The organism is Brevundimonas sp., from assembly GCF_051858995.1.
Lineage (GTDB): Bacteria > Pseudomonadota > Alphaproteobacteria > Caulobacterales > Caulobacteraceae > Brevundimonas.
Genome location: NZ_JBHYGN010000007.1, coordinates 134,736 through 155,868 on the forward strand (window position 1 = coordinate 134,736; position 21,133 = coordinate 155,868).

Annotated in this window: 24 protein-coding genes; 9 read left to right on the forward strand and 15 right to left on the reverse strand. The window is 68.6% G+C overall.

The features are described from left to right. The first annotated feature begins 26 nt into the window (after positions 1 to 26). Together trmFO and ACTIEF_RS05385 are read left to right on the forward strand one after the other, a co-directional pair. A complete protein-coding gene (gene trmFO / locus ACTIEF_RS05380; protein ID WP_439471158.1) occupies positions 27 to 1,421 on the forward strand; it encodes a methylenetetrahydrofolate--tRNA-(uracil(54)-C(5))-methyltransferase (FADH(2)-oxidizing) TrmFO in 1,395 nt (464 codons plus the stop codon). Beyond that, entirely contained in the window at positions 1,421 to 1,627 is a 207-nt protein-coding gene (locus ACTIEF_RS05385) for a hypothetical protein (RefSeq protein ID WP_439471159.1), read from the forward strand. Before trmFO ends, ACTIEF_RS05385 begins: the two co-directional genes overlap by 1 nt. Here ACTIEF_RS05385 and ACTIEF_RS05390 read toward each other — a convergent pair. Further along, positions 1,618 to 2,004 (reverse strand): DUF1801 domain-containing protein, encoded by a 387-nt coding sequence (locus ACTIEF_RS05390; protein WP_439471160.1) that lies wholly within the window; start codon positions 2,002 to 2,004, stop codon positions 1,618 to 1,620. The genes ACTIEF_RS05385 and ACTIEF_RS05390 overlap by 10 nt on opposite strands. After that, positions 2,001 to 2,471, reverse strand: a complete 471-nt coding sequence (locus ACTIEF_RS05395; RefSeq protein WP_439471161.1) for a hypothetical protein — start codon at positions 2,469 to 2,471, stop codon at positions 2,001 to 2,003. Before ACTIEF_RS05395 ends, ACTIEF_RS05390 begins: the two co-directional genes overlap by 4 nt. 51 nt (positions 2,472 to 2,522) lie before the next feature. On the opposite strand from ACTIEF_RS05395, the gene ACTIEF_RS05400 reads away from it, so the two are divergent. From ACTIEF_RS05400 to ACTIEF_RS05410, 3 genes are all read left to right on the forward strand, one after another. Further along, complete coding sequence (locus tag ACTIEF_RS05400; RefSeq protein ID WP_439471162.1) at positions 2,523 to 3,404, forward strand: oxygenase MpaB family protein; 882 nt, start codon at positions 2,523 to 2,525, stop codon at positions 3,402 to 3,404. After that, positions 3,404 to 3,865 carry a GNAT family N-acetyltransferase gene (locus tag ACTIEF_RS05405; protein ID WP_439471163.1) on the forward strand — a complete coding sequence of 154 codons (462 nt, stop codon included), beginning with the start codon at positions 3,404 to 3,406 and terminating at the stop codon, positions 3,863 to 3,865. The genes ACTIEF_RS05400 and ACTIEF_RS05405 overlap by 1 nt, the downstream gene beginning before the upstream one ends. A gap of 92 nt (positions 3,866 to 3,957) precedes the next feature. Next, complete coding sequence (locus tag ACTIEF_RS05410) at positions 3,958 to 4,413, forward strand: carboxymuconolactone decarboxylase family protein (RefSeq protein WP_439471164.1); 456 nt, start codon at positions 3,958 to 3,960, stop codon at positions 4,411 to 4,413. On the opposite strand, the gene ACTIEF_RS05415 is transcribed toward ACTIEF_RS05410, so the two are convergent. The 12 genes from ACTIEF_RS05415 to ACTIEF_RS05470 all read right to left on the reverse strand — a co-directional run bounded on the left by ACTIEF_RS05415 (position 4,410) and on the right by ACTIEF_RS05470 (position 16,860). After that, positions 4,410 to 5,033 (reverse strand): squalene/phytoene synthase family protein, encoded by a 624-nt coding sequence (locus ACTIEF_RS05415; RefSeq protein ID WP_439471165.1) that lies wholly within the window; start codon positions 5,031 to 5,033, stop codon positions 4,410 to 4,412. The genes ACTIEF_RS05410 and ACTIEF_RS05415 overlap by 4 nt on opposite strands. Positions 5,034 to 5,106: 73 nt before the next feature. Then, the gene (gene secF / locus ACTIEF_RS05420) at positions 5,107 to 6,099 is read right to left on the reverse strand and encodes a protein translocase subunit SecF (RefSeq protein WP_439471166.1); all 993 of its coding nucleotides are present in this window, start codon (positions 6,097 to 6,099) and stop codon (positions 5,107 to 5,109) included. Continuing rightward, complete coding sequence (gene secD / locus ACTIEF_RS05425; RefSeq protein ID WP_439471167.1) at positions 6,099 to 7,688, reverse strand: protein translocase subunit SecD; 1,590 nt, start codon at positions 7,686 to 7,688, stop codon at positions 6,099 to 6,101. The genes secF and secD overlap by 1 nt, the downstream gene beginning before the upstream one ends. Positions 7,689 to 7,719: 31 nt before the next feature. Beyond that, a complete protein-coding gene (gene yajC / locus ACTIEF_RS05430) occupies positions 7,720 to 8,025 on the reverse strand; it encodes a preprotein translocase subunit YajC (RefSeq protein ID WP_439471168.1) in 306 nt (101 codons plus the stop codon). 119 nt (positions 8,026 to 8,144) lie between these two features. Further along, positions 8,145 to 9,281 carry a peptidoglycan DD-metalloendopeptidase family protein gene (locus ACTIEF_RS05435; protein WP_439471169.1) on the reverse strand — a complete coding sequence of 379 codons (1,137 nt, stop codon included), beginning with the start codon at positions 9,279 to 9,281 and terminating at the stop codon, positions 8,145 to 8,147. Between the two features lie 105 nt (positions 9,282 to 9,386). Further along, positions 9,387 to 10,031 carry a protein-L-isoaspartate(D-aspartate) O-methyltransferase gene (locus ACTIEF_RS05440; RefSeq protein ID WP_439471170.1) on the reverse strand — a complete coding sequence of 215 codons (645 nt, stop codon included), beginning with the start codon at positions 10,029 to 10,031 and terminating at the stop codon, positions 9,387 to 9,389. After that, positions 10,028 to 10,822, reverse strand: coding sequence for a 5'/3'-nucleotidase SurE (gene surE / locus ACTIEF_RS05445; protein WP_439471171.1), 795 nt, complete (start codon positions 10,820 to 10,822; stop codon positions 10,028 to 10,030). The genes ACTIEF_RS05440 and surE overlap by 4 nt, the downstream gene beginning before the upstream one ends. Before the next feature lie 73 nt (positions 10,823 to 10,895). Continuing rightward, positions 10,896 to 11,294, reverse strand: a complete 399-nt coding sequence (locus ACTIEF_RS05450; RefSeq protein WP_439471172.1) for a hypothetical protein — start codon at positions 11,292 to 11,294, stop codon at positions 10,896 to 10,898. Positions 11,295 to 11,438: 144 nt separating this feature from the next. Next, positions 11,439 to 12,785 carry a serine--tRNA ligase gene (gene serS, locus ACTIEF_RS05455; RefSeq protein WP_439471173.1) on the reverse strand — a complete coding sequence of 449 codons (1,347 nt, stop codon included), beginning with the start codon at positions 12,783 to 12,785 and terminating at the stop codon, positions 11,439 to 11,441. A gap of 258 nt (positions 12,786 to 13,043) precedes the next feature. Further along, on the reverse strand, positions 13,044 to 13,403 hold the full coding sequence (locus ACTIEF_RS05460; protein WP_439471174.1) for a hypothetical protein: 360 nt from the start codon (positions 13,401 to 13,403) through the stop codon (positions 13,044 to 13,046). A gap of 199 nt (positions 13,404 to 13,602) precedes the next feature. After that, entirely contained in the window at positions 13,603 to 14,403 is an 801-nt protein-coding gene (locus ACTIEF_RS05465; protein WP_439471175.1) for a thiazole synthase, read from the reverse strand. 39 nt (positions 14,404 to 14,442) lie between these two features. Beyond that, complete coding sequence (locus tag ACTIEF_RS05470; protein WP_439471176.1) at positions 14,443 to 16,860, reverse strand: membrane-bound PQQ-dependent dehydrogenase, glucose/quinate/shikimate family; 2,418 nt, start codon at positions 16,858 to 16,860, stop codon at positions 14,443 to 14,445. 199 nt (positions 16,861 to 17,059) lie between these two features. On the opposite strand from ACTIEF_RS05470, the gene ACTIEF_RS05475 reads away from it, so the two are divergent. Then, positions 17,060 to 18,481, forward strand: coding sequence for a vWA domain-containing protein (locus ACTIEF_RS05475; RefSeq protein WP_439471177.1), 1,422 nt, complete (start codon positions 17,060 to 17,062; stop codon positions 18,479 to 18,481). A gap of 6 nt (positions 18,482 to 18,487) precedes the next feature. Here the strand turns inward: ACTIEF_RS05475 and thiS are convergent, their stop codons facing one another. Continuing rightward, entirely contained in the window at positions 18,488 to 18,685 is a 198-nt protein-coding gene (gene thiS / locus ACTIEF_RS05480; RefSeq protein WP_439471178.1) for a sulfur carrier protein ThiS, read from the reverse strand. A 98-nt stretch (positions 18,686 to 18,783) separates the two neighbouring features. On the opposite strand from thiS, the gene ACTIEF_RS05485 reads away from it, so the two are divergent. From ACTIEF_RS05485 to accC, 3 genes are read left to right on the forward strand one after another with little or no spacing between them, the layout of a single operon-like run. Then, complete coding sequence (locus tag ACTIEF_RS05485; protein WP_439471179.1) at positions 18,784 to 19,251, forward strand: type II 3-dehydroquinate dehydratase; 468 nt, start codon at positions 18,784 to 18,786, stop codon at positions 19,249 to 19,251. Between the two features lie 19 nt (positions 19,252 to 19,270). Next, positions 19,271 to 19,771, forward strand: a complete 501-nt coding sequence (gene accB / locus ACTIEF_RS05490) for an acetyl-CoA carboxylase biotin carboxyl carrier protein (RefSeq protein WP_439471180.1) — start codon at positions 19,271 to 19,273, stop codon at positions 19,769 to 19,771. A 4-nt stretch (positions 19,772 to 19,775) separates the two neighbouring features. Then, complete coding sequence (gene accC, locus ACTIEF_RS05495) at positions 19,776 to 21,128, forward strand: acetyl-CoA carboxylase biotin carboxylase subunit (RefSeq protein WP_439471181.1); 1,353 nt, start codon at positions 19,776 to 19,778, stop codon at positions 21,126 to 21,128. The last annotated feature ends 5 nt before the right edge of the window (positions 21,129 to 21,133 follow it).

Genomic DNA, 21,133 nt, shown 5'->3' on the forward strand with positions numbered 1-21,133 from the left:
GTCGCGTGATGGCTAGAAGGCCCCGCATGAGCACGACCACCTCCCCCTCTCCCGTCCACGTCATCGGCGGCGGCCTCGCCGGTTCGGAAGCCGCCTGGCAGATCGCCAGCGCGGGCGTTCCCGTCATCCTGCACGAGATGCGCGGCGTTCCCGGCGTGAAGACCGACGCCCACCACACGGACGGCCTGGCCGAGCTGGTCTGCTCCAACTCCTTCCGCTCGGATGACTGGGAGTACAACGCCGTCGGCCTGCTGCACGCCGAGATGCGGGCGCTCGATTCCATCATCATGAGCTGCGGCGACGCCCATATGGTGCCCGCCGGCGGCGCCTTGGCCGTGGACCGCGACGGGTTCTCGCAAGCCGTCACCGTCCGACTGGAAGCTCACCCGCTGGTCACCATCGTGCGCGAGGAGATCGCCGGCCTGCCGCCGGAAGAGTGGGACAATGTCATCGTGGCCACCGGCCCCCTGACCTCGCCTGCCCTGGCCGACGCCATCCTGAAGGCCACCGGCGAGGAGAGCCTCAGCTTCTTCGACGCCATCGCCCCCATCGTCCACGCGGACAGCATCGACTTCGACATCGCCTGGCGTCAGTCGCGCTATGACAAGGAAGGCCCGGGCGGAGACGCCGCCGCCTACGTCAACTGCCCCATGGACGAGGAACAGTATGACGCCTTCATCGACGCCCTACTGGGCGGCCCCAAGGCCGAGTTCAAGGACTGGGAAAACGTCCCCTATTTCGACGGCTGCCTGCCCATCGAGGTGATGGCCGAGCGCGGTCGCGAGACCCTGCGTCACGGCCCGATGAAGCCCGTCGGCCTGACCAATCCCCGCAACCCGACGGTCAAGCCGCACGCCATCGTCCAGCTGCGTCAGGACAACGCGCTGGGCACCCTGTTCAACATGGTCGGCTTCCAGACCAAGCTGAAGCACGGGGCGCAGGCCGAGACCTTCCGCATGATCCCGGGCCTGCAGAACGCCCAGTTCGCGCGCCTGGGCGGCCTGCACCGCAATACCTACCTGAACAGCCCGCAGCTTCTGGACAAGCAACTGCGTCTGAAGGCCATGCCGCGCCTTCGGTTCGCCGGTCAGGTCACGGGCGTTGAGGGCTATGTCGAAAGCGCGGCCATGGGCCTGCTGACCGGTCGCCTCGCCGCCGCGCAGGCGCTGGGCAAGGATTTGGCTCCGCCCCCGCCCGAAACGGCCATGGGCGCGCTGGTCGAGCACATCACCGGCGGGCACCTTGAGGGATCGAAGTTCCAGCCGATGAACATCAACTACGGCCTGCTGCCGCCCCTTGAGGCGCCGAAGATCGATGAAGAGGGCAAGCGCATCCATCCCAAGGAGCGCGGCCGCGCCAAGAAGCGGCTGATGAGCGTTCGCGGCCTCGAGGCCCTGAAGGCCTGGCGGGACGCGGCCTGATGGCGGCGGAGACCGAACTGGGCCGTCTGATCGACCGCCGCATCACCCTGGTCTACCGCCTCGACCTGATCTCAAAGGGCGCCCAGATCACCTATGACGACGGCACGCCCGTGGATATGGCGTCGGAGAAAGCCCGGCTGGAGGACGAGGTGGCCCGGCTGGACCGCAAGATCTTCAGCCTGCAGCCGCCCGCCGGTCAGGCCTGACGGTTCGCCGCGATCCAGCGGCGCACCAGATCCTCCAACGCCAGCGCCTTCGCTTCAACCGCTGCAAGGTCGGCGAAGGTCGCGACGCCCCGATCCGCTGATGGCCATTTCGCGACCTTCTCCGGGTCCCCGAAGACGAAGCCCGAAGCCGCTTTCACAGCCGCCCCGCGATGCAGGACGAGGCGCACGCCGCCCTTGCGCCCAAGGCCGAGCGTGACCCGGTCCTGATCTCCGTCCGCGAAGCTGGGGGCGTTCCATTTGATCGTTTCGATCAGGTCTGGAGCCACCGTCCGGACGATCTCGCGCAGGCGATCGACGGCCATACGCGCGTCAGTCGGCACGGCGTCCAGCCAAGCCTCAACCGCGCCGGTCGTCACTCGACAACCGTGCTCAGAGCCTGAAGCGTCTCCTGTGCGGCGGCATCGACCTCACGCCAGGGGCGGGACTGGCCGCAGCTGTAGTTGACCCGCCACGTGCCCTCCGCGTCGGCCGGCTGAAGGAACAACAGATAGTCCTGCCCGACGTCAGCCTCCCCATCGTCGCGGTCCATATAGAAACCGCCACTGTTCCGCTCGGTGACCACGTAGACTCGCCGGGGCGGCTCGCCCTTGAAGGCGGAGACAGTCTCGAGTTGGTAGACCGTCCACGGGTCGCCCTCGCTCATCGGCCCGCCGTTCAACGCCAGGATCAGGCGCGCCCGCACCACCAGTGGAGCATCCGCGAACTCCTGTTGGAGGGTCGTCCGGCTGTACAGTTCGCCGTGATAGCTGCACACCGCCTGCGCTTGGGGAACCAAAGTCAGAGACAGGGTTGCGGCGATCAGCCATGGCGCGATGCGGGTCATGACCCTTAGTATCACGCCCGTGGCCCGGCGAAATGGGCCGAAGAGATCGGCATGCCTCCCCCAGCCTTCGACTTCGCCCGGCGGGCCATCCGCCAGAAGATCACCGATGTCTTCAATGACGCCGACAAGGGGGAGCGGCCGGTGCTGCGCCGGGCCGACGCCCTGTTCCCGTCCAACGGCGTGGCGGCGCGGGTGAACGGCGACGTCGTCACCATGATGATCGGCGGCGTGTCCGGATTGCTGCTGCAGATGCTCCATCCGGCGGTGCTCGCCGGGGTCTGGGACCATTCCGACTTCCGCGCCGACATGCATGGCCGCCTGCGCCGAACGGCCAAATTCATCGCCACGACGACCTACGATCACGCCAAGAACGGTCGGGCGATGATCGACAAGGTCAATCGCATCCACGCCAAGCTGGCGGGCGTCCTGCCGGACGGCACGCCCTATCGCGTCTCCGACCCGGCGCTGCTGGCCTGGGTGCATGTGACCGAGACGATCAGCTTCCTCGACGCCTGGATCCGCTACGCCGAGCCGGGGATGTCGATGGCGGATCAGGACGCCTATTTCGACGAGATGGCCCGCATCGGGGCGGCCCTGCACGCCGATCCCCTGCCCCGCACCCGCGCGGAGGCCGAGGTCCTGATCCAGAGCTATCGTCCGCAGCTCAAGTCCGATGACCGCACCCGTGAGGTGGCGAGGATGGTGATGCGCCAGCGCGTAGGTTCGCCCGCCGTGGATGCCGCCGCCGGGGTGATCATGCAGGCCGGTCTCGACCTGTTGCCGGACTGGGCGCAGGCCATGCACGAGCGCCCCTTCGGCCCGCCCCGCGTCCTGACCCGCGCCAGCGCCCTGTCCACCGCCCGCCTGCTCCGCTGGGCCTTCCGGGGCTCGCCGAACACCCGTGTCCATCCGCCCGAAGTGACGAGCTACTGATGGCCTTGCACATTCGCATCGACGACCTGTCCAGCCAGCCGACGCAGGACCTTCTGGCCCTGCACCTGCGCGGGATGCAGGCCTATTCGCCGCCGGAATCCGTGCATGCGCTGGACCTGTCCGCGCTGAGGACGCCGGACATCACCGTCTGGACCGTCTGGGACGGCGACGCCATCGCAGGGATCGGTGCCATGCGTCAGCTCTCCCCCGAGCAGGGCGAGCTGAAGTCGATGCGGACCCATCCCGATCACCTGCGCAAGGGCGTGGCGGCGGCCCTGCTGGAGCACATCATCGACGAGGCGAAGGCCCGAGGCCTGTCGCGGCTGAGCCTCGAGACCGGCTCGGGCCCGGCCTTCGATCCGGCCCTGACCCTGTATCGCCGTCGCGGCTTCACCGATGGTCCCGCGTTCGGCGGCTATCAGGCCACCGACTTCAATCAGTTCCTGCATCTGACGCTCTAGATGTCACATCCGCGCGCGCCGTCTCGTCCTTGCCTGTGACGGACGGATCGGTCGCCACAGGGGCGCCGGCGGCTCCGTTGCGGAGCCTTCCCATGCGCACCACCCGTCCCATGCTCGCCCTGCTGCCCGACACCCAGAAGGGCGTGCAGGCCCTCTATGGCGCCGCCCACCAGTCGGGTGCGCCCGCCACGGTGCTTCATCTGGTCCATCTGCGGGCCAGCCAGATCAACGGTTGTTCGGCCTGCGTCGCCTCCGGCGCCAAGGAGGCTCGCAAGGCCGGTGAGACCGATGAGCGGCTCGACACCGTCGCGGCCTGGCGCGAGACGACCTACTTCACCGACGCTGAGCGCGCGGCCCTGGCCCTGGCCGAGGCGGCGACGCGGCTGGCCGACAATCCGGCGGTCGTGCCCGATGCGGTCTGGGATGAGGCCAGGGCGCACTTCGACGAGACGGCGCTGGCCGGGATCGTGCTGTGGATCGCCACCACCAACTTCTTCAATCGGCTGAACGCGACGGTCCAGCATCCCGCGGGCAAGCCCTGGTTCTAAATCCGGCCTGTCACCGCCGCGGCCACCAGCGTCAGGCGCTTGACGAACTCCGGCGCATCGGGCGATCGCAGCGCCGCGGGCGCCGCCGCCGGGAAGGCCGCGACGGGCAGCGCCTTGAGGGCGCGATTGGCGGCGAGACGCAGCGCCTTCGCCTCGTCCGCCCGTCCGGTCTGAATCAGGGCGCGCACGCGGCCCGCATCGGCCAGGGCCGCGTCATAGCCCTCCCCCGCCAGAATGCGGGCGGCCAATTGCATGGGACCGACGTAGAAGGCGTCCAGATCATGCGGCTCGCCATGCACCCGGCCGATGTGGGCCTCGATCAGGGCGTCGAAGGGCGCGCGCGGCAGTCTGTGTCGGGCCACGAGATCGGTCAGGGCCTCCAGCACCGGATGGCCCTTGCGGGCCACGCCCGTGAAGACGCCCTCCATCTGTTCGGCCCACCAGGTGAACCGCATCTCGGCCAGCAGAGGCTGGGTCACCCGCGACGGGATGGCCATCAGTTCGGCCTCGAAGGCGTGAAGCGCGATCAGATCGGCGCGCAGGCGCGCGTCCGCAACGAACCGGCTGGCCAGCCAGCGGTCGATATCGGCGTCGCGAACCTGGGCGTCGAGATCAGTCATCCGTCCTTCGTATGCGAAACGGGGCGGATCAGCAGACCCGCCCCGTCCAAGTCATTGCAATCGTAGAGCTAGGTCAGGGGCGCGAGGCCATGCCCAGCTTGACCGGCTTGACGTCGTCGGGCGAACCGCCGCCGCGCTTCACACCCCAGAGCAGGATGATCGGGGCGCCGACGTAGATCGACGAATAGGTGCCGATGATGATGCCGAACATCAGGGCGATAGAGAAGCCGAACAGGGCCTCCCCGCCGAAGACGGCCAGGGCCGCCAGCACCATGACCGCGGTCACGCCGGTGATGATCGTCCGCGACAGGGTCTCGTTCAGCGACAGGTCGATCACATCGCGCAGGGCCATGGTCTTGTACTTGCGCAGGTTCTCGCGAAGGCGGTCGAACACCACGACGGTGTCGTTCATCGAATAGCCGATGACGGTCAGGATGGCCGCGACCATGGTCAGGCTGAACTCGAGCTTGAACAGCACGATCAGGCCGAAGGTCAGGACCACGTCGTGCAGCAGACCGGCGACGGCGCCGAAGCCGAACTGCGGCTCGAAGCGGAACCAGATGTAGAGGAACATCAGGGCGATGGCGGAGCCGAGGGCCAGCAGGCCGGACTGGAACAGTTCGCCCGAGACCTTGGAGCCGACGACGCTGACGCCCGAATAGGTGACTTCACCCGTAGCTTGGGTGATGGCCGCCTCGACCTGGTTCACGACGGCGGTCTGGTCGCGACCTTCCGGGACCTGGAAGCGAACAATGGCCGTCGAGCCGTCGTCGATGTTGTTGTCGCGCCGGGCGATGCCCTGCACGCCGACATCACCGAGGTCCAGGCCACTGACCGCGCCGCGCACGTCTTCCAGATTGATCACCTGGCCGGCGGGCTTGGCCACCTCCAGCGAGGCGCCGCCCCGGAAGTCGATGCCCATGTTCAGGCCGGGGACGAAACAGGCGACGATCGACGCCACACACAGGATCACCGAGATGAAGGCCGCCGGTCGCGCGTATTTCACGAACTGGAAGTTGGTCTTCTGCGGCAGCAGTTTGATGAGAGGCCATCCACGCATCGCCATCACTCCGCGATCGGCAGTTTTTTGGGCTTGGCCGTTTTCAGCCAGAACGCCAGCAGCACCTGGGCCACCAGCACGGACGACAGCACCGAGGTGAACACCCCGATCGCCAGCGTCCAGGCGAAGCCACGAACCGGGCCCGCGCCGAAGACGAACATGATCGCCGCGGCCACCAGGGTGGTGACGTTGGCGTCGACGATGGTGCCCATGGCCTTGTTGAAGCCGGCGTCCATCGAGGCGATGACGCTGCGGCCCGCCCGGGCCTCGTCGCGCATCCGCTCGTAGATCAGCACGTTGGCGTCAACGGCCACAGCGAACGTCAGGATCAGGCCAGCGATGCCCGGCAGGGTCAGGGCCGCGCCCACCACGCTCATACAGGCCACGATCAGCAGGCCGTTGAGGATGAGGCCCAGAACCGAGATGCCGCCAAAAAGCAGGCCGTAAGCCAGGATCATGAAGACGACGATGATCAGGAAGCCGATAGCCGTGGAGAGGGCGCCCGCGGCGACCGCGTCCTCACCGAGTTCAGCCGACACGGTCCGGCGTTCCTCGACCTTCAGCGGGGCAGGCAGAGCGCCGCCGTTCAGCAGGTTGACCATCTCCGATGCTTCCTGGATCGAGAAGCTGCCTTCGATGATGCCCGAGCCGCCGGTGATGGCGCTGTTGATGCGCGGGGCCGAGATGACCTTGCCGTCCAGAATGATGGCGAACGGACGACCGATATTGGCGGCGGTCGCCTCGCCGAAGCGGCGGGCGCCGGCGCCGTCGAAGCGGAAGCCGATGGCGGTGCGCTGGTTCTGGTCGGTCGTGACCTCGGCCTTGGTCAGGTTCTCTCCCGACACCAGGATGCGGCGCTTGACCAGATAGGGATTGCCCGCCTCGTCCATCAGCAGTTCAGCGTCCGGCGGCACCGAGCCGGCCAGCGCTTCCTGGATCGAGTTCTCGACGTCGACCATCTGGAAGGTCAGCTGGGCGGTCTGGCCGATCAGGCGTTCCAGTTCCGCCGGGTCGCTCTGGCCAGGAGCCTGGACAACGATGCGGTCCGCGCCCTGACGGGTGATGGCGATTTCCTTGGTGCCGCTGCCGTCCAGACGACGACGCACGACCTCGATCGACTGGGTCACCGCATCCGAGGCCATGGCGTTCATAGTCTGCTCGGTGAAGGCGTAGCGGATGCGATCATTGCCCTGACGCTGGACCGTGCGGTCCGCGACGCCGTTCGGGCCGGGGCTGATCAGGCCGCGCATCGCCTGCTGGGCCAGTTCGGCCTGCCCAGGGTCAGCGATGGTGACGATCACGCCGTCGGCCTGACGGGCGATGCTGTTCACGCCGACACTGGCCTCGGCCAGCACGGTTCGGGCGTCTTCGGCCAGGTTGGTCAGGCGCTTCTCGCGCATGGCCGGCACGTCGACTTCCAGCAGCAGGTAGGACCCGCCCTGCAGGTCGAGGCCGAGGTTCAGGGTGCTGGACGGCACCCAGCCCGGCAGGGCCTCCCGCTGGGCGGGGCTCAGCAGGTTCGGGACCGTGAAGACCACGCCGAACAGAACAGACAGGGCGAGAAGGGTGACCTTCCAGCGCGACAGATGGATCATGCGGGCGACCCCGAACCTTTCAGGAGACCGATCAGGCCTTGGCGTCGTTGGCGGCGACCGCCGTGCGGTTGCGGACGTCGGCGATCATGGTCTTGATCACGCGGACGTTCACGCCCTGGGCGATCTCGACCATAGCTTCCTCGTTCTCGACGCGGGTGACCTTGCCGATCATGCCGTTGGACAGGGTGACGGTGTCGCCGCGCTTCACCGCCTCGATCATCGCCTTGTGCCGCTTCATCTGCTGCTGCTGCGGGCGGATCATCAGGAAATAGAACAGCACGATCATCGGAATGATGAAGACGAACGTGCCGGCGGGGCCGGCCAGGAATTCCTGCACTTTGATCTCCGAAAAGCGCCGGGCGCGCCCGTGGCGCCGCCCCCTAAAATGAGGCGCGGAACCTAGGGCGCGTCGTCACACTTTGCAACGCGGCGCTAAAGCGCGCCGGACCGCCTGCGTTATCGCGGCAACACGGTGAGCGGATCGACCGCCGACGGAGTGTCGCCACGCACGCGCCAGGTCTCGAAGTGGATAGAGGGGCGGCCGTCGCCGGCGGTCGTGCCAACGGTGCCGATCTGCTGGCCGGCGGCGACATCATCGCCGTCGCGCACCACGGCTGAACCCAGATGGCCGTAGACCGTGCGCCAGCCGTCGCGGTGGACGATCAGGACCGTCAGCCCCTGCCCTACCAGATCGTCGCCGACATAGCCGACGCGACCGGCGGCCGAGGCACGGACTTCCGCGCCCGCCGGAGCGCCGATGTTCACTCCATTGTTGCGCTCACCCATCCCAACCGGGCCGAAACGACGCAGGATGTCGCCGCGGACGGGCCAGTCCAGGCTGGCGGCGTTCGTGGGCGCGGCGACCGGCGGGGCGGTGGCGGCGGGCTCACGCGACAGCGGCACGTTCGAAGGCGGAGGCGGCGGAGGCGGCGGAGGCGCGGTCTCTTCCGGCACAGTGACGCCGAAGGGCGACGGGCCGGTCGCATAGGGATCACCGCCGATGTCGACCGCGCCCTGCGGCAGCAGAATGCGCTGGCCGGGCGAGATGGCGGCGCGCGGGCCCAGGCCGTTCAGGTCGATCAGGGACTGCACGGGCGTCTGGAAGCGGCGGCCGATGCCCGAGATGGTGTCGCCCGGCTGGATCTCGTAGGCCGCGCCGCCGACGGGCGCGGCGGTCGATCCGCCGTTGCGGGCGGGCGGCGGCGGGCTGGTGAAGCCTTCCGAGGCAGGACCGGCGGCGGGACGCGCGCTCGGCTCGTTGTAGGGGGCGTTGGCGGGGACCTCGGTGTAGGGCCGGGTCGGCACGTCATTGTACGGGCGCGGACCGGTCGAAACGGGTGAGTCGAGCGCGCCGCCCTCGATGGTCTCGACGGGCGCGCCGCGCGGCGGCGGAGCTTCATTGGCCGGATCGGTGGCGCCGCGAACGCCCTCCCCGGTCGGGATCGGACGGGTCGGATAGACGGGACCCGCGGGCGGCGGGCCGGCAGGCCGGTTCGGCTGATCGGCATAGATCGAATAGCGCGGCTCGGCGGGATAGCTGGAACAGGCCGCCAGCAGGCTCATCGCCCCCAGCACCGTCAGGATGCGCGTCATGCCGCCCATTCGAGTCATTCGCCCACTCCGCTTCTGCGCCCAGTTTGTCAGTTCGACCTGACCCGGAAAACCGCGCCAAAGTTGGGCGGGAAGGTTAATCAAACCCTACCCCTCCTTCGCCGTGCCCTCGACGAGGGGGACAAAGCGGACCTCGGTCAGGCTCTCGCGGCGGAAGCTGCCGTCGGGCTGACCGACGTAGCGGTGCAGCATCTGCACCGAGCTGCGGCCCACGGGGCAGACCAGAATGCCGCCGGGCTTGAGCTGCTTCAGCAGCTCGGTCGGCTCGCCGGGAGCGGCGGCGGTGACCATGATACGGTCGAAGGGCGCCTGTTCGGGCCAGCCCAGACCCCCGTCGCCGTGGCGGGTGATGATGTTGTCGATGTCGAGCTGGCGCAGGCGGTTTTCCGCCTCGGTCAGCAGGCTGCGGTAGCGCTCGACGGAATAGACGTAGCGGGCCAGTCGGCTGAGCACCGCGGCCTGATAGCCGCTGCCGGTGCCGATCTCGAGCACCCGGTGGCGCTGCTGCACGTCCAGCGCCTGGGTCATCAGGCCGACGATATAGGGCTGGCTGATCGTCTGGGCGCAGTCGATCGGCAGGGCCTGATCCTCCCACGCCTGATCGAGGAATTTCTCGTGGACGAACACCGCGCGGTCGATGGACTCCATCGCCTGCAGGACGCGTGGCTCGGTGACCCCCTGCTGGCGCAGCCCGAGGATCAGACGTCCGGCGCGGTCGTCGTTCAGCTTCATTCCGCCGCCACCACCGATTTGGGCGGAGCCCCGCCCAGCACCTTCTTCAGGTCGTTGACGCTGGCCATGTGGGTCAGGTCGATGTGCAGGGGCGAGACCGAGATGCGGCCCTCGTCCATGGCCTTCAGGTCCGTGCCGTCGGCGTGGTCCTGTTTCGCGCCGCGGAAGCTCATCCAGTAGTAGTCGCGGCCGCGCAGGTCGGTGCGGCGAACCGCATGCATCTCGCCGATGTCGCGGAAGCCCTGCCGGGTGACCTCGATTTCGGTGACCTCTTCGGGCGGCCGAGCCGGGAAGTTCAGGTTCATCACCACGCCCGACTGCCACGGCTGGGCCAGCAGGCGGCTGATGATGGCCGGGGCGTAGGTCTCGGCGGTCGCCCAGTGGGCGGTGACCTCGTCGTGGAAGCGTTCGAGGCTCTGCGAGAGGGCGATCGAGCGGATGCCGAAAGCCATGCCCTGCAGGGCGCCGGCGACCGTGCCGGAATAGCTGACGTCCTCGCCGACGTTGTGGCCGCGATTCACGCCGGACAGGACCAGATCGGGCCGCTCGGGCATCAGGTCATTGACCGCCAGCACCACGCAGTCGGTGGGCGTGCCCGTGACGGCGAACCGCTTGGGGCCCAGCTTGTTGACCCGCAGGGGCTCGGTCAGGGTGATGCCCCGCCCCTTGGCCGACTGCTCTACAGCGGGCGCGCACACCCAGATGTCATCGGACAAGGTCCGGGCGATCCGTTCCAGACATTCAAGCCCCTCGGCCTCGATGCCATCGTCGTTGGTCAGCAGGATTCTCATGATCCGGTTCTGACTAGTGCGAACCTCGCCGCCGCGCATCTGAAAAATGGGCGGCGGCGGTGCGACCGGAGGCCTACTGCAGGACCTCGATGCGGTCGCCCAGGATGATGATGTCGCGGCTGCACAGGTTGGCGACGCGCGAACCCTGCCAGTTCCAGGTCTCGCCGCCGTCGCGGTCGGCCCAGGCGACGGCGCGGCCGGTGATGCGCACCTTGCGGCCCGAGACGTCGCGGGCGGTTTCCTGGGCGGGGCGCGGCAGGGCGGCGCTGACGCAGTCGCTGGGGAAGCCGCGCGCCGGATCGTGGCGGGTCTCATAGAGGCGGATCTCGTCGCCATCGACGCGCGCCCAGCCCTCGAAGGCCGGACCGGAGGCGTTGAACCACGACGGCGGCGGGGAGACGTTGTCGCCTGTGGTGGCGCAGGCGCCGAGGGTCAGCAGCAGGGCGGCGGGGGCAAGGGCGATCAGGCGCATCGGCGTATTCCTCAAGGCAGGTCTCCGGGCGAAGACTTCGGCTTATGGACCGGAACGACGTAACATCCTGATGACGCCGTCGTTCCGCCTCCTCTGACAGGACGCCGCCGACCGGCGAACACCCTCCCCGCGACGCCGGAACGATCAGCCGCCGACCGAGGTCAGGCCGCCCATATAGGGAACCAGGACGTCCGGCACATGGATGGAGCCGTCTTCCTGCTGGTAGTTCTCCATGATGGCCACCAGGGTGCGGCCGACCGCGAGGCCCGAGCCGTTCAGGGTATGGACGAACTCGGTCTTCTTCTCGCCGTCGCGCTTGAAACGGGCGTCCATGCGGCGGGCCTGGAAGTCGCCGCAGTTCGAGCAGGAGCTGATCTCGCGATAGGTGTTCTGCGACGGCAGCCAGACCTCGAGGTCGTAGGTCTTCCGGGCCGAGAAGCCCATGTCGCCCTTGCACAGCAGCATCTTGCGATACGGCAGCTCCAGCGCCTGCAGGATGGCCTCGGCGCAGCCGACCATCCGCTCATGCTCGGCGTCGGAGTCCTCCGGGCGGGTGATAGAGACCAGCTCGACCTTGTGGAACTGGTGCTGGCGGATGAGGCCGCGCGTGTCCCGCCCGGCCGAGCCCGCCTCGGCGCGGAAGCAGGGCGTCAGGGCGGTCATGCGGATGGGCTCGACCAGCTCGTTCTCGGGCAGGATCTGCTCGCGGACGAGGTTGGTCAGGGAGACTTCGGCGGTGGGGATGAGGAAGCGGTCGGACAGTTCAGCATCCTTGACGACCGAACCATCCGGCATCTGCCAGTCCAGATCGACACCCGGGATCTTGAACAGGTCTTCCTCAAACTTGGGCAGTTGGCCCGTTCCGTACATCGCCGGGCGGCGAACCAAGTACGGCGGGTTCACCTCCAGATAGCCGTTCTTGTCGGTCTGGGTGTCCAGCATGAACTGGCCCACGGCCCGTTCCAGACGCGCCAGCTGGCCCTTGATGACGGCGAAGCGCGACCCGCTCATCTTCGCGGCGGCCTCGAAGTCGAGCAGGCCGAGGGCCTCGCCCAGGTCGGCGTGGTCCTTGGCCGGGCCGCCTTCGCGGGGCGTGCCCCAGCGGCTGATCTCGACATTGCCCGCCTCATCCTCGCCGTCCGGCACATCGTCGGCGGCCAGGTTCTTCTGGGCGGCCAGCAGGTCGCGCAGCTCCTTGCCGACGCCGGCCTCGACCTCTTCGGCGGCGGCGATGTCGGCCTTGAGGGCTTCGACCTCGGCCTTGAGGCGGTCGGCCTCGGCCATGTCCTTCCTGGCGATGGCGCCGCCGATCAGCTTGGAGGCGGCGTTGCGCTTGGTCAGGCCGTCCTGCGCCCTGGTCTGGGCCGCGCGCAGTTCGCCGTCGAGGCGCAGCAGGTCGGCCACCAGCCCGTCGGCCTCCTCGACCCCGCGCGACGACCAGCCGCTGACGAAGGCGGCGGGATTGTCACGGATGGCGCGGATGTCGTGCATGGCTCTGAACTCTTGGAAGGGAGAGGGTTGCTCTAGCGGGCGTGGGGGATTCCGCCAAGGCTGGCGGTGCGAAGCGGGCGTTTCCTCTCCGTGGCGGTAGTGATGCGGGGTGGCTCCGAGCCGTGCGAGGAGACGGAGGGGCTTCTACCGCGCGCGCGGACAGAACCCCTCTGTCACGCCGCGAAGTCGCGGCGCGCCACCTCCCCATTGGCGTCGCCAGCGGGGAGGAGAAGCGAGTTTCCGGATTTAGAGGCCGCCTCATCGTCGTCGCCTTCGCTTGCGGAGGCGCTGACGGGGCGGGTTGGGGCCGGGCGCGGGCTCCGGCGGCTCCGGCGCGAAAACCGGGTGTGAAGAGTGTAACGGGTGTAACGGCGCGGCCGTGTGTTCCGTCGCTGTTTCCCGCGCGGGATCAAGGCGTTGGTTCACTTCATCGGGGGTGACAGGCAGCCGGGCGCGCATCTGGCGGTCGCGCAGGGCGAGGTTGAGGATGCGCCCCCAGCGCAGGGCAAGCTCCACCTTTCCCCGCTGGACGGCGTCGGTCACGCGGGCGGCGGCGAGGCGATAAACCTCCTCCATGTCGGGAAGAGGCGTGTCATCGAGGGCGAGATCGCGGGTCATCCGGACAGGATGACGTGCCGATACGTCGATATTGGTCGTATGGGCTCCGCGGCTGGCGGCGGCTGACTGGCCGTGACTGGGACGGTGATTGGTGCGGCTGGACGGTGTGTTCCCCGGCCTAGCCCCTGCCCGAAACGCATCCAGTCACCAATCACCAATCACCGGTCGGGCTCCGGCCCCGCCGACATTGGCTCCCCCGTCAGATCAGCCCCGACAGGGGCGAGCTGGCGCTGGCATACATGCGGCGGGGCATGCGGCCCGCGAGGTAGCCCTGACGACCGGCGATGACGGCGTGCTTCATGGCGCTGGCCATCAGGATCGGATCATCGGCGCCGGCGATGGCGGTGTTCATCAGGACGGCGTCGCAGCCCAGCTCCATGGCCAGGGTGGCGTCCGAGGGTGTTCCGACACCCGCATCGACCAGAACGGGCACCTTGGCCTGTTCGATGATCAGACGGACGTTGACCTTGTTCTGAATGCCCAGACCCGAGCCGATGGGGGCGGCGGCGGGCATGATGGCCGCGGCCCCCGCGTCTTCGAGCCGCTTGGCCATGACCACGTCGTCGGTGCAGTAGACCATGACCTGGAAGCCGTCCTTCACCAGCAGGTCCAGCGCCCGCAGGGTCTCGACCATGTCGGGGTAGAGGTGCGCCGTGTCCGACAGGACCTCCAGCTTGACCAGATCCCACCCGCCCGCCTCGCGCGCCAGCCGCAGGGTGCGCACCGCGTCCTCGCCGGTGAAACAGCCCGCCGTATTGGGCAGGAAGGTGAAGCGGTCGGGCTTCACATAGTCGACCAGCAGGGGCTGGGTGGTGTCGGTCAGGTTGACCCGGCGCACGGCGACGGTGACGATCTCGGCCCCGGCCGCCTCGGCCGCGTCGGCGTTCTCCTGATAGGTCTTGTACTTGCCGGTGCCGACGATCAGGCGGCTGTTGAAGGTGCGACCGGCGACGGTCCAGCTGTCATTGACGGAGAGGGAAACGGGGGCATGTGCGTTCATGCCCCCGCTCCTACGCCCTCAACGGCCTCGTTTGAACCCTCAGGCGCCCTGTGGCAGCGCGTAGGCGATCACTTCGTCTGACACGGGGGTCTCCATGAAGTGGTGGCCGCCGGGCGCGATGACCAGGAATTGACGGCCGCCCGCCTCGTAGACCATGGGCGAGGCCTGGCCGCCGCCTGGCAGGTGGTCGGTCCACAGCGTCTTGCCGGTCTTCAGGTCGATGGCCCGGATCAGATCATCCGTCGCGGCGGCGATGAAGATGACCCCGCCCGCCGTGACGACCGCCCCGCCGTTGTTGGGGGTGCCGATCTCGATGGGCAGCATGGACGGGATGCCGAACGGCCCATTCTTGATCGCCTGGCCCAGCGGACGGTCCCAGATCGTGCGGCCCGAGCGCAGGTCGATGGCGCGGATGCCGCCGTACGGGGGCTCCTTGCACAGCAGGCCGGTGAAGGGCAGCCGCCAGCCGGCGTTGACGCTGATGGCGTAAGGGGCGCCCGCCTGCGGGTCCCCTGCGCCTTCAGCCCCGCCCTTGCGGGCGTTCGGCTCGCCGCGCGGCGCCCAGCCCCGACGGTCGGCCTCCGCGCGCGGCACCAGCCGGTTGTAGTTGGGCATGTCATTGTAGTTGGCGACGATGACGCCGCGCGCCGGATCGATGGCGATGCCGCCCCAGTCCGAGCCGCCGTTATAGCCCGGATACTGGATGTAGCGGCGGTCAGCCGTCGGCGGGGTGTAGAAGCCCTCATAGGCGGCGCTGCGGAACTGGATGCGGCAGACCATCTGGTCGATCGGCGACATGCCCCACATCTGGCGCTCGGTCAGGTCATGCTCGCGGCGCAGGGTGTGATAACCGCTGGTGCGCTGGGTCGGGGTGCGCATCTGAGGCTCCACTCCGCCGCCCGGAACGGCGATGTTGTTGACCGGGGTCAGAGGCTGGCCCGTCGCGCGGTTCAGGACATAGATGTCGCCCTGTTTGGACGGCAGGACGACCGCCGGGACCGCGCCCGCCGCCGTGGGGAAGTCCACCAGGGTCGCCTGCGAGCCCAGGTCATAGTCCCAGACGTCGTGATGCACGGTCTGGAAATTCCAGCGCGGCTTGCCGGTCGTCACGTCCAGCGCGACCAGGGAGGTGGCGTAGTCGAGCTGGGGCCCGGTGCGGTCGGCGCTGACATAGTCGGCGGCGGTCGAGCCGAGCGGCAGGTAGACGAGACCCAGACGCTCGTCCCCCGAGGCCGTGGTCCACATGTTGGGCGTGCCCAGGGTGTAAATCTGCCCTTCCGGCGGGGTGGTGTTGATGTCGGGGCGCATCATGTCCCAGGCCCAGCGCAACTGGCCGGTGACGGCGTCGAAGCCCTTGATCACGCCGGACGGGGCCTGACGGTACTGGCCGTCGAGGATCTGGTGGCCGGTGACCACCACGCCGCGCACGATGGTGGGGGCCGAGGTGATGGAGACCATGCCGGGGATCAGGCGGCCCATGTTGGCCGAGGTGTCGACCTGGCCGTTCTGGCCGAAGCCGGCGCAGCGCTGCCCGGTGCGGGCGTCCACGGCGATCAGGCGGGCGTCCAGCGTGCCCCAGATGATGCGGGTCGCGCAGGGATCGGTCGCCGCCGCATTGGGCACAACGTAGTAGCTGACGCCCCGGCAGGCCGCCGTATAGGGGATGTTGTCGTCGCTGACCCGAGGGTCATGCTTCCAGATGTTGCGACCCGTCGCGGCGTCCACGGCCAGCACCATGTTCTTGCCGGTGCAGATGTAGAGGGTGTCGCCGATCTTCAGCGGGGTGTTCTCGGAGGCGTATTTGTTCTGCGCGCCGGGACGGTCGCCGGGCAGGTCGCCGGTGTGCAGACTCCAGACCCGCTCCAGCTTGCCGACATTCCCCGGCGTGATCTGGGTCAGGGGCGAATAGCGCTGGGCGTGGTAGCTGCCGCCGTATGCGGGCCAGTCCGCGCCGACCGGGATGGCGTCCGGATCGCTGGAGACCACGGCCTGTGCCGCGGGAATGTCGCCATTGACCCGGATGTGGGCCGCATTGGCCGAGGCGACGCCGCCGATCATCAGCAGGGCCAGCAGGCCGACCGCGCCGCCCGCGGCCCAGACCTTGCCCCGTCCCGGCTTGAGCACCGGCAGGGCCGCCAGGACGAAGGCCAGCAGCACGGCGGGAGCGATGACGCGGGGGACCAGGCCCCAGCCGTCGATCCCGACCTCCCACAGGGCCCACAGGACCGTCAGCAGGAAGACCCCGACATAGATCCACGCGCCCATGAGGCTACGTCGGATCAGGAGCACGCCGCTGGCCAGCAGGCCGAGCCCCGCCAGCAGATAGTACCAAGACCCGCCCAGCCCGATCAGCCAGCCGCCGCCGATGATCAGGGTCACGCCTATGAGCGACAAAATGACGCCGAGGGTGATGACCAGACCTCCGGCGAGGCCTCCCGGTTTGCGCTCCACGGACATGAAAACACTCCAGCGTGACGGGGGATTCGGGAGCGCAACACTCCGCCGTGTCGCAGGTTCCGGCGAGAATCTTGTCCCACGGCGGATCGGCGATCACGATCCGTTGCGCTGTCAGGTCCCGGCGCCTTTCGTCAGTTTCCGAAAACGGGGCCGACGTGGCTGACTAGGCTCGTGAGTCGTTGCGTAAAGGAGTGCCGGAATGCGTATCAGGTCCATGATCACGAGGAGCGCCGTCGCCCTGCTGCTGGCCTCGACGGCCCTGACGGTGATCAGTTGCACCACGGCGACCGCCCCGCATATGCCCGCTCCCGCCGCCGTGCCCGCCCCGCCGCCTCCCCCACCTCCTCCCGCGCCGTCGCGCCCGGCCGTGGTCGGGGTCGAGGCCACCGATCTCGATGAGGTGGTGGTCAGCGGCAGCCGCATCCGTCGCGAGGGCGACGCCGAGGCCGCGGGCGCCGCCGCTCCGGATGTGCGCACCGCCGCGTCGACGCCGGTGGCGCCGACGGATCGCGGGACCCGCCCGGCCCAGCCCCGCGCGCCTCAGGCCGGTCTGCTGACCGCCGGAGACTATGACGACCTGCTGAACCCGAGCTGGTACGCCGACTATGTCAGCCGCTACCTGCAGGAACAGGGTCAGGGCGGGGGCGACCAGACCCTGCCGTGGGTCGATACCCGCGAGGCCATCACCATCGCGGTGCGCGACCGCGACGGCCGCCCCGCGCCCTTCGTGGAGGTCTGGGTCTCGCGCCCGCAGGCCGAACCCCTGCGCCTGCGCACCCTGGCGGACGGGACGGTCGTGGTCTTCCCCGGCCTGGACCGGCTGGGTCGCACGGCCGACATCAGCGTGGCGGGCGCGACCCGGCGGCTGACCGTGGGCCCTGACCGGCGGCTGGAGATCCGCACCCACGACCGCGCGGCTGCGGTGCGCGCCTTCGACCTGCTGATGGTGATCGACGCCACCGGCAGCATGGGCGACGAGATGGAGTATCTGAAGCGCGAGATCGCCTCGATCATGGCCTCGCTGGCCGAGCGCCATCCGGGCGTGGACACCCGCATCGGCCTGGTGGTCTATCGCGACAACGGCGACCAGTATGTGGTGCGCGACTTCCCCTTCACCGGCAATGTCGATGAGCTGGTCCGGCGGCTGGAGGCCCAGCGGGCGGACGGCGGCGGCGACTATCCCGAGGCCGTGGATCAGGCGCTGGAGCGGGCCATGGACTATCCGTGGCGCGAGGACGCCGTGCGCTCGCTGGTTCTGGTGGCCGACGCCCCGCCGCATGACGACCGCATCGCCGCCACCTGGGAACAGGTTCAGGACGCCCGCGCCCGCCGCATCCAGATCACGCCCGTGGCGGCCAGCGGGGTCGGCCATCGCGCCGAGTTCGTGATGCGCGCCGCCGCCGCCGCGACCCAGAGCCGCTATCTGTTCCTGACCGACGACAGCGGCGTGGGCAATCGCCACGCGACGCCCGAGGTCAAATGCTATGTGGTCAGCCGCCTGGACAGCCTGCTGCGCCGGGTGCTGGACAGCCAGATCTCGGGCCGCCGCATCGAGCCGACCGAGAATGAGGTCATCCGCACCGTGGGGCCTTACGACCGCGGCGTCTGCGGGCCGAAATAGGCCGGGTCAGCCCCCGCCGACGAACTGAACGACCTCGATGCGGTCGCCCTCGGCGACGGGGGTGACGGCGTGCTGTGACTTGGGGACGATCTCCAGATTGCGCTCGACCGCCACCTTGCGGATGTCCAATCCCAGCTCCTCCACAAGGGCCAGGATGGTGTCGGCCCGGACGTCGCGGGGCTCGCCGTTGAGCTGGATTTGCATGACCTTGCGTCAATCTTCTTGTGGCGCGGCTTGCCTGTGGCCACGCCTCAGCTAAAAGGCCCGATCCGATTCCGTCGGAACGTCACCTCTGCGAGCGAATGCCCGACAGCCCCGTCCTCTACGTCCTGAACGGCCCGAACCTCAACCTGCTTGGGGTGCGCGAGCCTGAAATCTACGGACGCGAGACGCTGGCGGACATCCAGGCCCTGTGCGAGCGCACGGCTTCGGGCTCGACCGTGGTGTTCCGCCAGACCAATCACGAAGGCGAACTGATCGACTGGGTCCAGGAGGCCCGGGAGAAGGCTGACGCGCTTGTGATCAATCCCGCCGGCTACGGCCACACCTCCGTGGCCTTGCTGGACGCCCTGAAAACGCTGACGGTTCCGATCGTCGAGTGTCACCTGTCGAATCCGGCGGCGCGCGAGCGCTTCCGGCATCGCACCTATGTGTCGGCGATCGCCGCCGGCGTGGTTTCGGGCTTCGGCCCGATGAGTTACGAACTTGCGGTCAAGGCCGCCCTCGGACTGGCGCAGGAACGCAGCCCGTCCGCGGACCGTTCGGTTTAAAGGACAACAAGAGGCTCCCATGGCCGATCCGAAGCTGAAGAACGAAGCCGAAATCGACGCGACCCTGGTCCGCCAGCTCGCCGATATCCTGAATGACACCGATCTGACCGAGATCGAGGTCGAGACGGGCGAACTGCGCATTCGCGTCGCCCGCGAGATCACCGCCGCGCCGGTCGTGCAATACGCCCCCGCCCCCGCCCAGGCCGCCGCAGCCCCGGTCGCAGCGCCCGCCGCCGCCCCGGCCGCCATGGCCTCGGACCCGGCCGCCATCGTCGCCCGCGCGGGTGAAGAGGTGAAGTCGCCGATGGTCGGCACCGCCTATCTGCAGGCCTCGCCGGAAGCGCCCAAATTCGTCCAGCCGGGCGACAAGGTGAAGAAGGGCCAGACCCTGCTGATCGTCGAAGCCATGAAGACCATGAACCCGATCCAGGCGCCGCGCGACGGCGTGGTGGCCGAGGTCCTCGTCGGCGACGCCCAGCCGGTCGAGTTCGGCGAGCCCCTCGTCCTGCTCGAGGCGTAAAGCCATGTTCAGCAAGGTCCTGATCGCGAACCGCGGCGAGATCGCCCTGCGGATCCACCGCGCGTGCAAGGAGATGGGCATCTCCACCGTCGCCGTGCACTCCGAAGCCGACAGCGGCGCCATGTGGGTGCGGCTGGCCGACGAGAGCGTCTGCATCGGCCCGGCCCCGGCGGCCAAGTCGTATCTGAACATCCCGTCGATCATCGCCGCCGCCGAGATCACCGGCGCCCAGGCGATCCACCCGGGCTACGGCTTCCTGTCGGAAAACGCACGCTTCGCCGAGATCGTCGAAGCCCACGGCATGACCTTCATCGGGCCAAAGCCGGAGCATATCCGGGTCATGGGCGACAAGATCAGCGCCAAACAGACCGTGCTGGCCGCGGGCATCCCCTGCGTCCCCGGTTCGGACGGCGAGGTCGAGACCATCGAAGACGCCATTGAGGCGTCCAAGACCATCGGCTTCCCGCTGATCGTGAAGGCCGCCGCCGGCGGTGGCGGACGCGGCATGAAGGTCGCCCTGACCGCTGACGACCTGGTCGAGGCGGTGCAGACCGCCCAGACCGAGGCCAAGGCCGCCTTCGGCAACGGCGCCGTCTACATGGAGCGCTACCTCCAGAAGCCGCGCCACATCGAGATCCAGGTCATCGCCGACAGCCACGGCAACGTCGTGCACCTGGGCGAACGCGACTGCTCGCTGCAGCGCCGTCACCAGAAGGTGCTGGAAGAGGCCCCCTCACCCGCCCTGTCGGCCGAGGGTCGCAAGAAGATCGGCGAGACGGTCAACAAGGCCATCGCCGCCATCGGCTATCTGGGCGTCGGCACCATCGAGTTCCTGTGGGAGGACGGCGAGTTCTTCTTCATCGAGATGAACACCCGCCTGCAGGTCGAACACCCGGTCACCGAGATGATCACGGGCGTCGATCTGGTCCGCGAACAGGTTCGCATCGCCGCCGGTCTGCCGCTGTCCTTCACCCAGGACGACGTGACCTTCGAGGGCCACGCCATCGAGTGCCGGATCAACGCCGAGAACTCCGAGACCTTCACCCCGTCGCCGGGCACGGTCACGGACTTCCACGCGCCGGGCGGTCTGGGCGTGCGTCTGGATAGCGCGATCTACGCCGGCTATTCGATCCCGCCCTATTACGACAGCCTGATCGGCAAGCTGATTGTCCACGGCCGCGACCGCGAGGAGTGCATCGCGCGCCTCAAGCGTTCGCTGGGCGAGATGGTCGTCGGCGGCGTCGACACGACGATCCCGCTGTTCCAGAAGCTGCTGCAGGAGCCGGACATCCTGTCGGGCGACTACGACATCCACTGGCTGGAAAACTGGCAGAAGCGCCAGAAGGGCGAAGCGTAAGTCCG